The organism is Pseudomonas sp. B3G-3, from assembly GCF_028640915.1.
Lineage (GTDB): Bacteria > Pseudomonadota > Gammaproteobacteria > Pseudomonadales > Pseudomonadaceae > Aquipseudomonas > Aquipseudomonas chlororaphis_I.
In genome coordinates, this window is sequence record NZ_JAQZAB010000061.1 from 155,326 (window position 1) to 166,511 (window position 11,186).

14 protein-coding genes are annotated in these 11,186 nt (G+C 60.2%); 5 read left to right on the plus strand and 9 right to left on the minus strand.

All coding sequences use genetic code 11. The features are described from left to right. Nucleotides 1-57: 57 nt before the first annotated feature. From PVZ80_RS03460 to PVZ80_RS03480, 5 genes are all read right to left on the minus strand, one after another. The gene (locus tag PVZ80_RS03460) at nt 58-1,083 is read right to left on the minus strand and encodes a sel1 repeat family protein (RefSeq protein WP_256597553.1); all 1,026 of its coding nucleotides are present in this window, start codon (nt 1,081-1,083) and stop codon (nt 58-60) included. Between the two features lie 276 nt (nt 1,084-1,359). Next, nucleotides 1,360-2,391, minus strand: coding sequence for a sel1 repeat family protein (locus PVZ80_RS03465; RefSeq protein ID WP_110175448.1), 1,032 nt, complete (start codon nt 2,389-2,391; stop codon nt 1,360-1,362). Nucleotides 2,392-2,705: 314 nt separating this feature from the next. Further along, complete coding sequence (locus PVZ80_RS03470; RefSeq protein WP_232788604.1) at nt 2,706-3,701, minus strand: hypothetical protein; 996 nt, start codon at nt 3,699-3,701, stop codon at nt 2,706-2,708. A gap of 238 nt (nt 3,702-3,939) precedes the next feature. Beyond that, complete coding sequence (locus tag PVZ80_RS03475; RefSeq protein WP_124312778.1) at nt 3,940-4,764, minus strand: SDR family oxidoreductase; 825 nt, start codon at nt 4,762-4,764, stop codon at nt 3,940-3,942. A gap of 35 nt (nt 4,765-4,799) precedes the next feature. Continuing rightward, on the minus strand, nt 4,800-5,264 hold the full coding sequence (locus tag PVZ80_RS03480) for a hypothetical protein (protein WP_009047073.1): 465 nt from the start codon (nt 5,262-5,264) through the stop codon (nt 4,800-4,802). Between the two features lie 216 nt (nt 5,265-5,480). Here PVZ80_RS03480 and PVZ80_RS03485 point away from each other — a divergent pair, with 216 nt between their 5' ends. The 5 genes from PVZ80_RS03485 to PVZ80_RS03505 all read left to right on the plus strand — a co-directional run bounded on the left by PVZ80_RS03485 (nt 5,481) and on the right by PVZ80_RS03505 (nt 8,349). Beyond that, a complete protein-coding gene (locus tag PVZ80_RS03485; protein ID WP_029526655.1) occupies nt 5,481-5,888 on the plus strand; it encodes a PAAR domain-containing protein in 408 nt (135 codons plus the stop codon). Then, nucleotides 5,885-6,421: a DUF4123 domain-containing protein gene (locus PVZ80_RS03490; RefSeq protein WP_101281846.1), complete on the plus strand. Its 537-nt coding sequence runs from the start codon at nt 5,885-5,887 to the stop codon at nt 6,419-6,421. The genes PVZ80_RS03485 and PVZ80_RS03490 overlap by 4 nt, the downstream gene beginning before the upstream one ends. Further along, entirely contained in the window at nt 6,414-6,800 is a 387-nt protein-coding gene (locus tag PVZ80_RS03495; RefSeq protein ID WP_273863424.1) for a hypothetical protein, read from the plus strand. The genes PVZ80_RS03490 and PVZ80_RS03495 overlap by 8 nt, the downstream gene beginning before the upstream one ends. Nucleotides 6,801-7,165: 365 nt before the next feature. Beyond that, nucleotides 7,166-7,621, plus strand: coding sequence for a Tox-REase-5 domain-containing protein (locus PVZ80_RS03500; protein WP_009047077.1), 456 nt, complete (start codon nt 7,166-7,168; stop codon nt 7,619-7,621). A 14-nt stretch (nt 7,622-7,635) separates the two neighbouring features. Then, nucleotides 7,636-8,349: an Imm52 family immunity protein gene (locus PVZ80_RS03505; RefSeq protein WP_028681700.1), complete on the plus strand. Its 714-nt coding sequence runs from the start codon at nt 7,636-7,638 to the stop codon at nt 8,347-8,349. Between the two features lie 117 nt (nt 8,350-8,466). Here the strand turns inward: PVZ80_RS03505 and PVZ80_RS03510 are convergent, their stop codons facing one another. The 4 genes from PVZ80_RS03510 to PVZ80_RS03525 form a co-directional block, all read right to left on the minus strand. After that, nucleotides 8,467-8,862 (minus strand): hypothetical protein, encoded by a 396-nt coding sequence (locus tag PVZ80_RS03510; protein WP_110175489.1) that lies wholly within the window; start codon nt 8,860-8,862, stop codon nt 8,467-8,469. 92 nt (nt 8,863-8,954) lie between these two features. Then, nucleotides 8,955-9,332 carry a hypothetical protein gene (locus tag PVZ80_RS03515; protein ID WP_028681702.1) on the minus strand — a complete coding sequence of 126 codons (378 nt, stop codon included), beginning with the start codon at nt 9,330-9,332 and terminating at the stop codon, nt 8,955-8,957. A gap of 2 nt (nt 9,333-9,334) precedes the next feature. Further along, nucleotides 9,335-9,727: a hypothetical protein gene (locus PVZ80_RS03520; protein ID WP_016703275.1), complete on the minus strand. Its 393-nt coding sequence runs from the start codon at nt 9,725-9,727 to the stop codon at nt 9,335-9,337. Continuing rightward, complete coding sequence (locus PVZ80_RS03525; RefSeq protein WP_110175451.1) at nt 9,724-10,683, minus strand: hypothetical protein; 960 nt, start codon at nt 10,681-10,683, stop codon at nt 9,724-9,726. Before PVZ80_RS03525 ends, PVZ80_RS03520 begins: the two co-directional genes overlap by 4 nt. Nucleotides 10,684-11,186 lie beyond the last annotated feature (503 nt).

Here is an 11,186-nt window from a genome sequence, read left to right on the forward strand (position 1 = left end):
CGATATCTTGCGGGAGCCGGCGGGCGACCAGACGCTAGCGCGCCGGGGGAACCAGGGTTACTTGTAGCTTTTCTGCATGATCGCCAGGGACTTCTTCGCCGTGGCTTCCAAGCCGTCGTTAACGTGGTTGATGGCGGCCACCAGCTTCGGGTTCTGCAGTACGTCGACGCCGGGGTAACGCTGCTGGGCCAGGCGCGAGACGATGATGTACTGGGTCACCGCGTAATGCAGATCGAACTTGCCGCTGTCCCGGGCCTTGGCGATGGCCGCTTTGACAAAGGCCTGGCGCTCGGCCGTCGTCATGCCCTTGAACAGGTCGGGGATATCGAAATGGATCTCGGCCGAGAAAATGGCCACCTCCTCAGCCCGCGCCTCGTCGTACATCACCTGCTTGCTGGTCACGCTCGCCTTCAGCTCGCTGAAGCGTTGTTCGCCTTCGGCCAGTTGCTCAGGGCTCATCTTGCCTTTCAAGGCATCCAGCTGGCTGGTGTCCTCGGTGTTATCGATAACCTTCAGCCAGGCGTAGGCCTTCACCAGGTCGCCGGACTCTTCGGCGGCGTCGGCCAGGCTCTGCTGCGGTTCCGGGTTGCCATGCAGGGCCGAGCGCTCCAGCCAGCGCACCGCCAGCTGCCGGTCCTGGGGGATGTCCTTGTCGCCGAACCAGTAGGTGGCGTACATGCCGTACTCGGCGCACCAATCGTTCTGCGACGCCGAGTAGGCGATGTAGTTGAAGGACTCGCGGTCGCGCTCGGCCTTGGGTCTGTCCGTTTCCTGATCGGTGCTGGTGGACAGGTAGCAGAAGGCCCGGGTGTAGTTCGGCGCGGCCATGGCGAAGCAGCTCTTGGCGCTCTTGAAGTCCTCGGCCTCGTACAGCTTGTAACCGGCGCCGTACAGCACATCGGCGTCCATGGCCGGGTTGCAGTACTCGTTGGCGCTGACCTTGGGCAAGACGCTTTCCAGCGTCAGCTTGGGCAGGGTGTCATTCAGCTCGGGGATTTTCGGCTCGGTCTTTTCCGGAGCCGTGGTGGCGCAGGCCGCCAGCAAGACAGCCAATGCCAGTGGCAGCACGTTGAACAATTTCAATGGATATTCCCTGATCTGCGATTGAATGAAGAGGCGCATGGAATGACGCAGGGACAGGACGGGAGAGGGGGAGCTTGAGCAGTTCCGTGCTTCAGTGTCGACGCCAGCGATTCCATGCTGCTTGAGCGCGGGCGCTCAAGGCCGGGGATTCTACTGGGTTTGAGAGGGCGTACAACCGAAACCGCAGCATCTGTTTGGCCACGGCAAAGGGCTCTTGGGCCTTGCGCACGCGACACCTCGGCGGCGCTTCAAAAGAAGTAGCGCCAGCCTCTCAAGCTATTGCTTGCGCTTGGCCAGGATGGTTTTGGCCTTGGCCACGGTCTCTTCCACGCTCAGGTCATCATTGACCAGCAAGGCATGCAGTGCCGGGTCCTGCCACAGGTCCACGGCCGGTCCGGTACTTTGCACAAGGCGGGAAATCAAGGCGTAGGCCACCACTTGGCCTCGCGTGTGGAACTTCGGGTAGAGGTCCAGCATGTCCACCAACTGGGCCACGAAAGCATGCCGTTGCACAGGGGACATGCCCTCGAATACCTCCGGGTGGCTGTAGTACAGATCCCCTGAGCTCAGGGCGATGAGGTCCTTGCGCAGCGCCTGCTCAATATCCTTTTCGGGGGTGAGTTGGCTGAGCAGCCGGGTGTAGTGCTGCTCGCCCTCGGCCATTTGCTGAGGGCTCATTTTGCGCTGCACGGCCTCGATTGTTTTTGCCTCATTCAGGACCCTGGCCCAGGCATAGGCCACCGGGAAATGGTCCTGTTCGCTGCTCCAGCGCACCATGTCCTGTTGCGCGTCCTGGTCGCCGTGCCGAGCGGCGCGCTCAAGCCAGCCCATGGCCAATTCCTTGTTCGGTGGCTGGCCCAGCTTGCCAACGCTGTAGATGTCGTACAGGCCTGCTTCCGCGCAGGATTCATTGTGCTTGGCGGCGTAGGCGATGTAGTTGAAGGCTTCGCTTTTGTCATAGTTGTTTTGCCTGGCGCCGACAATCTTGCCCAGGATGCACAAGCTCGTGGTGTAGCGGGGGGCGGCCATGATCAGGCAGCTGCGGGCCATTTTTATTTCCTTGCTCGCCAGCAAGGTACGGCCTGCGCCATACAGTACCTCGTCCTCATCGATCAGTCGGATGCCGAGGCCGAGCAGCAATTCGCTGTCCATCTCCGGTGTGCAGTATGGGTTGGCCTCGACCTTGGGCAGGATCTGCTCGAGGCTCAGGTCCGGCAGGGAGTTATTGAGTTTTTCGTCCGGTGACGAGGCATCGCAGCCCAGCAGCAGAGTGAAGATGGCCAAGGGCAGCAGGCTACGAGATTTCAATGGAGAGTCCCTGAGGTTCAATCGTAAAAGGGAGGACGCCAAGAGGGCATGAGCAGGGGCGGGGTGCAGTCGTTCCGTGCTTGAGGTGCCGCTTCCTTGCGATTGGAGTGCGGGCATTCTACGGGCATCGGCGCGGCATACAACGGTGTCATGCGCGTGATGGCCGGCGTTGAATGCTCAGAGCCTGGCGCTTAATCCGAAACGCTTCATCAGCTGGGTGAACAACCTGACGCCGCCCCCTTGTAGGAGCTGGCACCTACAAGACGCGGCCATGTATAAGGCCCCCGTAGGCGCGGCCGGCGGTGTTCCCGCTGTTACAGGGCGGCCTGGCCGAGGATCACGTCGGCTTTCTTCACCGCCTCACTCACTTGCAGCTCGGTATCGCTGAGCAGCTGCACAATCTGCGGGTTCTGCAGTACATCGACGCCGGCCTGCTTCAACTGGGCCTGCCGCGCGATGATCACATAGGCGTAAAGCTGGCCACGGGTGCTGAACTCGGGACGGGCGCTCACCGTGGCCACGGCCTGCTCCATGAGCGCATGACGCTCGGCCACCGACAGGCCCTTGAAGGTCTCGGGGTATTCCATATGGATGTTCGCCGAGTACACCGCGATGTTCTCCTCGCGGGCCTCTTTGCGCACGGCGTCCTTGCTGGTGACGATCTTGCCCAGTTGCTCGAAGCCTTGTTCGCCTTCGCTGATTTGCTGCGGGTTCATCCGTTGTTTCAGGGCGTCGATCTGTGCCTGGTCATCGAGGATCCTGGCCCAGCGGTAGGCCAGCGGCAGATTGCCCTTGTTACTGTGCAGGCGTACCAGGGTCTGTTGCGCATCCGCATCGCCGTGACGCGCGGAGCGTTCCAGCCAGCGCAGGCCCAGGTCGCTGTCCGGGGTCTGCCCGCGCATGCCGTAGGTGAAGTTCTGGAACATGCCGAACTCGGCGCAGGCGTCATTCTTCACCGCGGAATAGGCCATGTAGCCGAAGGCTTCGCGGTCGCGCTCGGCGCTGTCCTTGCTGCTGTCCTGTTCCGCGATGCTCGCCAGGTAGCACAGGGCCCGGTCGTGGGTGGGCGCGGCCATGATCAGGCAACTGCGGGCTTGCTCGGGTTTGTCGTCGTTGTACAGCTGGTAGCCGATGCCATACAGCAGATCGCTGTCCAGCTTGGGGTTGCAGTACTCGTTGGCGACGGCTTGCGGCAACAGCTCCTTGAGACTGAGCTGGGGCAGGGTGGCGTTCAGCTCCTCGTCTGGCGACGGCGCGCAGCCGATCAATACAGTGGCCAAGGCCAGCGGCAGCAGGTGTTGAGGTTTCAATGGATATTCCCTGATCGACGATTGAATGGCGGCGAGCATGGAAGAAGGGGAGTTTCAGCGGTTCGCCAGCGATCCATGCGGCCTGATCGAGGCCCTGGAGGCCTCGAGTGCGCGCATTCTACTGGGATTGGGAGAGGGCACAACCTTAACCGCAGGGGCTGCGTCGCCGGCGACTAAAAGGAATTTTCTAGAACCTGCGGGAATGGCCGGGCGACGCTCCGCCGCCAGTGATCGGCCGTTACAGCTTTGCGCCCAGGCCAAAACGCTTCATCAGCACCTTGTCCAGCAAGCCTCTGGGCAACAGGCTGGCCATCAAGGGCAATGCGCGGCTGCCATTACCAATCCGAACCAGACGCGCAGGCTTGTCCTGCTGCACCGCCTTGAGCAGCCTGGCGGCAAATTCGTTGGCGGGTGTCGGGTGGTCCTGTGAGGCCCGGGCCCGTGCGCGGATGCCTTCGCGCAGCGGCCACCAGGGCGATTGTTCGGTGAGCAGTTGCTCGGCTTGATGCCCGGCATTCTTGGCGAAGCTCGAGGCGATGGCGCCGGGCTGGACCTCCATCACGCGGATGTCGAACGGCGCCAGCTCCATGCGCAACGCATCGCTCAAGGCATGCACCGCCGCCTTGGAGGCGCAGTAGGCACCGGCAAAAGGCGTGACCAGGACGCCCGACACGCTGCCGATATTCACCACCAGCCCGCGGCTGCGGCGCAGCACTGGAAACATCGCCCGGGTCACGCCGACCAGGGCGAACACATTGGTTTCGAACTGCCGCTGCATGGCCTCGACACCGCCATCCAGCAGCGGGCCCATGGCGCCGTAGCCGGCGTTGTTGATCAGCAGGTCGAGGCCGCCGTGTTGCTGGTTGATGCGCTCGCCCAGGGCGGTGAGCGCCGGCCCATCGTTGACGTCCAGTTGCACCGCGTTGAAACCCGCGGCTTGCAGCATGGCCACGTCTTCGGCCCTGCGGGCGGTGGGCAGGACGGTGAAGCCGGCGGCCTTGAAAGTATCCGCCAGGGCGCGGCCGATGCCGCTGGAACAACCGGTGATCAGCGCAACGGGCATGGCGCGGTCCTTGTGCAAAAAGAGGGAAGGGGGAATCAGTCGGAGAAACTACCCTGCAAGCGCTCGGCGCGAAACTCCAGGGTTTGCGGGCGATAGCCGGGACGCAGCGGTGGCAGGGGCAGGCAGTCTTCCCAATTGGCGCCGGCCTGCAACTCGCCGGGGCCGCGATAACGCGGGGCGCTGTACTGGTTGTCGGCCAGGTTTACCGTGTCGCCCGGCGCATAGGCGGCGACGCGCCAGCGCAGTTCGGTCAGCGGCACATCGTTGCCGTTGTTCATCTTCAACAGCAGCGGGCGATCCGCCGGGCAATGCTCGGGGGCATAGCTGATGCGCAATTCCAGGCGCGCCAGTTGCTGGGCTTCGCGGTTATCCATCCAGACCACCCACACCGCCACCAGGCCCAGGCCGACAGCGGCGGCCATGGACACCGGCAAGGCCTTGGCGGGGTAGCGGACCAGCAGGATCAGCCAGGTGATAACCAGCAGAACGCCGATGAACATGAGGTGAACCTCGGGGGAAATAGTGCAGCCATCCTACCTAAGCGTAGGTGGGATTGACCAACCCTGATCCCGGGACTGAGCCCCCTGGTGACTTATCGGGGGGAGGAGACCGGGATCGCTGTTGTTCGGAAAAACTTTGAAAAGGATTGTTGATTGTATGTTTTTTGAGCATTCGGCAGAGTCGGTTTTCTCGCCAGTTTCGATAGGGAAGTTGAAATGTCTGGGAAACCTGCCGCGCGCGTTGGAGATCCAACCGTCTGTCCTTTGCCTGGCCACGGTACCAATCCGATTACCAGTGGCTCGCCTGATGTCCTCTTTGATCACCTGCCCGTCGCACGGGAAGGTGACCCGACGGCTTGCGGTTCAGCATTGAACGCCAATGTCATTCCCAACGTACTGATCAACGGAAAGCCGGTCGCTGTCCTGGGTTCCCTGGGCAGTCACGGCAATGTGATTGTGGGTGGTTCGGGGACGATCATCATCGGCAACAGTGGCGGCGGTGCGGCGTCTTCCGCAGTAGCCGCATTCCCCTCCGTGCCCGGATTATGTTTGAAGTGCCTGCTGCTGGCCGCTCAGCGCAATCAGACCTTTGTACCGCTGGAAGCCCTGGGGAGCAGCGCATGAGGCGTGTCGGCTCCTTGTTCTGGCGGCTCTCGGAGCCCTCCGGGTCATCGTCCAGACTGCTTGCCCTTATCGATGGTGCCCGCTATCTGACGTTGAACAAACGCCTTGAAGAGGCGGACGACAGCATCCGTTTTCACTGGCTCCTGAGCGCTGGCGCACTGGATGAAATTCGCCATGCCGGCCCGGTACTGGTTGAGTTTCCTGACTCCAGGAGCGGTTTGCGCGGGGCATTCGGCAATTGGCTGGTTACACGAGACCAGCAGGCACCGATGGTTTCCTGGCTTTGGAGTGATCAGCCGTTCGAAACCCTGCGCGACTATCACCAGGATCTGTTGTTCAGCCAAATGCCGGATGGGCGTCGAGCACTGTTTCGTTACTACAGTCCTGAGGTCAGGCGTGCGCTGGACAAGGTGATATCACCCTCCCAGATCCAGCAGCTCATGCGTCATGTCCAGGACTGGCTGGTCTGGCAACCCCTGCAAGGTTGCTATCTCAGCTACGGCGTCGAGCAAGTGGGGGAGCAACATGCTTGAGTTGAGTGCCGAACAGCTTTCACAACTGGATGACATTCGTCAGAACGAAGTATTTGAGCGGCTGTTACTGGAAGTACAGCAAGAGAACCCTGAGTGGTTGTCCAGAAAGGGGCTGATGCCAGCTTTGCAGATGTTGAAAGACCTGCGTGAGCGTGCGTGGGGTTTTGGCATCAGGGAGCCCGAGTCCGTCGAGCATTTTCTGCGGCATGGATTGACCTTTACCGACTTTGACAAGCAGCCGGCCTTTATCGAGTTCATGAACAGGCCTGTAGCGGATAGCCCCGAGCGGCGGTTCGAGGATTACGAGGATATCGTGGTGTTCAGGATGAACATGCAGCACTGGCGGGACATGCAAACCGTCGGGGAGATTCGACCATGAGTGGATTGGGGATTCTGCCAAGCACAGGGCCCATGGCTCTACGCATGACGCCTCGCTTGGGGCCACGTTTACCATTCGAGATTCCAACCCCGACTCCCAGGCTGCCGATGCCCCCTCCACGGCCAATGCCGATGCCGACGCCCAGGCCCACTCAGCCACTGCCGGCGCCCCGGCCAATCCCGCAGCCCGTCCCTTTGCCGCAGACGCAACCCCAGGCAAAACCCAGGGTGGATGCGCCTCCGACGACCGCTGAACGGACTCGGGAAGCCGAGCGCGACTGCAAGGCCAAGCGGGACAAGGACTGTGTGAAATGCCCCCCCGAGCAGGGGACCATGACGATACCCAATAACGGCAAAGGTCATAGTATGTCCGCCCAGTCCGCGCTCTATCAGGCGTGGGTGACTGCTTTCCCGACGCCCTACGAGTGGTGGTGGAACAACACCTGGTGGGATGGTTTCGACAAACCGCGTTGCACCTTGCTGGAAGCCAAGGCCAATTATGCGTTCATGTTCATTCCGCTTATCGGGCTGCCGCGCCCCTGGGCCAATGTGGAGAAAACCCTGATTACCCCGGCCGAGATACATTCCCTGAAAGCCCGGCCCAGCCCACCGGTTTCGGTGGAATGGCATTTCCTGCAAAGGGTGGTCTATGAGTATTGTGCCGAACAGTACGCAGAGAAGGGGCTTACCAACCTGACCGCCTACTGGAACCCGATGCCGGGCACCAAGGATCATGATGAGTACATCAAGCAACGTGCAAAAGAGCAGAAAGAGTGGGATGAGTACCGCCGTGAAAATCCCGACCGTGTTTTTGAAGCCTGACTGAGGACGAGCGCTTGTTCAGAAAATTTTCATTCGTTCTGCGTTTCGACAAACAGAAGATCTCCGCGGTCCCGCATGAGGAGCAGCTGGAAAGAGCCGAGCGCTTTTTCCAGGGCCTTGGCGAGATTCATCCTCTGTTGCAGGACTGGTATCTGCAGGCCGGTTCCAGGGAGGAGTCGCTGCGCAAGCGGATCAATGACGACTTCGAGTACCTGCGTGAAGAAGCGCGGAGCAACCATAACGACGACTTCCCCACGAAGTTGCAGTTTTCCGTGTGGAATGGCCTGGATGATCCCCTCAAGGGTGGGTTGGCCTTTCATTACAACGCCCACGACCTGGACTCAGTCGCCAGCATGCGCTTCGAAGATGGCGGGGCGCTTGTGGCAGCCATTCCCGATGTGAGACCGATAGTGATCAGGGTGATTCAGTTGGCCGTTGAACTGTGGCCAGAACTTGACTGGTGTGTGCTGGCGCCAAAAGACCACTATTTGCGCACCAAGGTGTTCAAGGACCGGCAGACCGTCGGCTGGGTCGGGTTTTGTCCACACGTGTTGCGGGCCGGGGATTTTCCGAGCGCCGACCAGCTCATCGACATTCCAAAACGCGGCACGCTGATCGTGAGTTGTCCACAGGTGATGGATGAGGGCAAACGGGCTGATGTCCAGCGAGTGGCGGAGATCGATATCAAGCTGGTGGAGCTGGGGTATTTGCCACTGTTCATGAACTAGGTCGGTGGGCCTCGCCAGGGCACAATAGAATCCCCCGTCCAGCCGGCTGCGGATAGGAACCACAGCCAGCTGGAAGGTGCTGTGACAGTGCTACTGCATCCGTACCCGCGCGCCACGTCAGTGCTTAGTCAGTTTCAACAGCGTATACATGATCGAACCCCAGACCAGAAGCACGACATCCATCCAGTTTCTGATGGTCAGCAGGCGCTGGAGATGGGGAGGGAAATTGTCTACGTCTTCCGAGGAAAGAAAGCCTCTGCGAACCGCAGGGCCGGGCCAAAGCATCGATCCTCGAACGGCTGCCAGCATTAGAAAATGCGTGAACCATCCCTCGTGAGGAAGGCTGTCGGTCCAGCGATAAAAGTGCTGGCTTCTCCGTAGGGCTTCCAGCATCTCTTTCAGGTATCGCCGGCTTAGGTAGTAGCTGAAGGAGAGGTTTGTCACGGCCAGCAACAATGGATATAACAAAAGGATGAAGGCGAGCCAGGAATGCCAGAATTGTTGCCCTGTCATGGCGATGTCTGTTCGCAAAGATCTTGTGCATGCATAAAAGCTTTCCATGGATAGTTGGGAAGGTGCACTGGTCAGTGGTTGCAGATGAATGACTAAAGCTTTATCAGCAGGTACACAAATGTGCCCCACACGACAATCACGCCATCGAGCACGTTCTGTGTTTTTAAAAGGCGCTTGTACTGCGGTGGGAAGTTGCGCACATCGTCTGGGGAAATTATCCCCCTGCGTATTCCCGGCCCAGGCCAGAACATCATGCCCCTGAGTTTTGCGAACATCAGATAGCGAGGATGCCATCCCTGATGAGGCAGGTAGGTTGCCCAGCCTGCGAAATAGTTACTCCCCTTTAGCGCACCCAGCATCCCGTCGAGGTAGCGTCGACTCATGTAGTAGCTGAAGAGGAGACTGATGAGGGCAAGTAAAAGCAAGCCTCCAGTCAGAATAAGGGCGATTAGCGGAGGGAGCGTATGCATCGTCAGCCCGTCAACTTCAGCAACGCATACATGATTGCGGACCAGACGAAAAGAATACCGTCCAATCTGTTCTGTATGCTCAGAAGGCGTTTGAGTCGGGGGGGGAAGTTGTGTACATCCTCCGGTGAAAGTAGTCCTTTACGTAGTCCTGGACCGGGGCAGAGCATCATTCCTCTTACGCGGCCAAACATCAGAAAGTGTTCGAACCATCCCAAGTATTGAAGCCTGTCAGTCCATCGATGGAAATAGCGGCTCCGCTGAAAGGCCTCGAGCATTTCCCGCAAGTAGCGCTGGCTGAGGTAGTAGCTGAATGCAAGGCTTGTGGCGGCTAACAGAATCGGACCTAGCAAAAGCGCAAAGGCGAGCCAGGAGTGCCAGAACTGTTCTGTCATCATGGGAGTGTTCTCTCGTAAAGAATTTCACCCATTCTTTCTCCATATGCGCCAAGAGTATCTGACCCAAGCCATGCTCCAGTGCCTATCAGAATGGCACCGCAGATCACTCCTCCTACCCCGCCGAATGCAGCACAGACAAATGTACTCCCTACATATCCGGCGTTCGCCCCTAGGTTTCCTCCGAATGCAGATCCCGCAAACTTCCCCGTCTCAGTAAACATCACCTTCCTGCAACTCTCATCACCCGAACCCGCCTGACAAACCTCCTGAATCCTCAACGCCGACGACACCCCGCCAATCGCAATGCCGATGTACCCACCCGTCTGCATGTACTTCGCCGCGCGGCTGACGGCGTTCACGTGGGTGGCGTATCCCGGGATCTGGCCGGGGGCGCCGGCTTTGTTCCAGTGGTGTACCAGGCTGCGGCTGGAGAGGCCGAGGGCGGTTTTCAGTTTGGGGTGGTCGCCCAGGGGCGTGTAGCCGCGCAGGCGGGTGGAGTTCAGCAGTTGCGCGTCCAGCTGCGCCAACAGGCGCCGGCGGCGGGCGAGGAATTCGGGGGATCTGAGGTGGCCGTGTTGGCGGTAGCTGTCCTGATGCAGGCGTTCCATGTCTTGCAAGGTCTCGCGTAGTTTGTCCAGGTGTTTACCCATCACCGAGGTGCCGATGCCCAGCCAGGTCGAGGCCTGGCTGGTGAAACCGGCGATCTCGGCCTGATGGCGAACCATGAAGTCGGCGGCTTCGGGTGTCAGGGGGGCGAGAGCGATCTTAACCTGCTCGGCGGCGAGCATGAGTTGCGCTTCCTCGTAGGTGCAGGCGTGGTTGGCCGGATCGCTGAGCACGATCAGGCTGCCGGCTTTGACCGTATCGCCAAGGCCTGGATTGAGGGCCAGGTATTTGGCCAGGACGCCGGGTGAGGGGCTGTCGAACAGGTGGCGCTGCAACTCGCTCAGCGGCATGCTCCGGGGCACGATGTAGAAGCCGGGAGCGACCGGTGCCGGGGGCTGGACTTGTGGCGGTTTCACCGGAGTGTCGAGGCCTTGAGGCGTGGTCAGTATCGAGGTGTTCTTTATCCGTGCACCCGGCAGCGGAGGATTCGGGTTGGCAGGGCGCAGCACATGAGGCATCGGGGTCGGTTCGCCACGGGAATCGGTGGTGTATTTGTTGCCGGAGGGTTGCTCAGCCATCGGTCTTTGTCCCGTGGCTGTGGCAGGCACCATGGTCGGTGCAGGCAGCACTTTCGGTTGCCTTTTCTTGCGTGTGTATCCGCTGCCCCATCGCTGTTTTCGCTATGTGTCTTTACCTCCCGAAACCCTAATGAGCTGCATGGATGAAGTCGTTGAGAGCTATCTGAAACGCCCGGCGGCGCTTTCTAAATGTCTCGTAGGAATGGCTGAACGCCTATCCCTGTAGCCGCTGCCGAGCCCTGGCGAGGCTGCGATCGACCGCGCAGCGGGCGCAG

Coding starts and splice junctions, on each gene's coding strand:
- PVZ80_RS03490 (WP_101281846.1), top strand. CDS start 5,885: ATGAGGCGTGTCGGCTCCTTGTTCTGGCGGCTCTCGGAGCCCTCCGGG.
- PVZ80_RS03515 (WP_028681702.1), bottom strand. CDS start 9,332: ATGCATACGCTCCCTCCGCTAATCGCCCTTATTCTGACTGGAGGCTTG.
- PVZ80_RS03480 (WP_009047073.1), bottom strand. CDS start 5,264: ATGTTCATCGGCGTTCTGCTGGTTATCACCTGGCTGATCCTGCTGGTC.
- PVZ80_RS03525 (WP_110175451.1), bottom strand. CDS start 10,683: ATGCCGCTGAGCGAGTTGCAGCGCCACCTGTTCGACAGCCCCTCACCC.
- PVZ80_RS03495 (WP_273863424.1), top strand. CDS start 6,414: ATGCTTGAGTTGAGTGCCGAACAGCTTTCACAACTGGATGACATTCGT.
- PVZ80_RS03475 (WP_124312778.1), bottom strand. CDS start 4,764: ATGCCCGTTGCGCTGATCACCGGTTGTTCCAGCGGCATCGGCCGCGCC.
- PVZ80_RS03485 (WP_029526655.1), top strand. CDS start 5,481: ATGTCTGGGAAACCTGCCGCGCGCGTTGGAGATCCAACCGTCTGTCCT.
- PVZ80_RS03510 (WP_110175489.1), bottom strand. CDS start 8,862: ATGACAGGGCAACAATTCTGGCATTCCTGGCTCGCCTTCATCCTTTTG.
- PVZ80_RS03500 (WP_009047077.1), top strand. CDS start 7,166: ATGTCCGCCCAGTCCGCGCTCTATCAGGCGTGGGTGACTGCTTTCCCG.
- PVZ80_RS03520 (WP_016703275.1), bottom strand. CDS start 9,727: ATGATGACAGAACAGTTCTGGCACTCCTGGCTCGCCTTTGCGCTTTTG.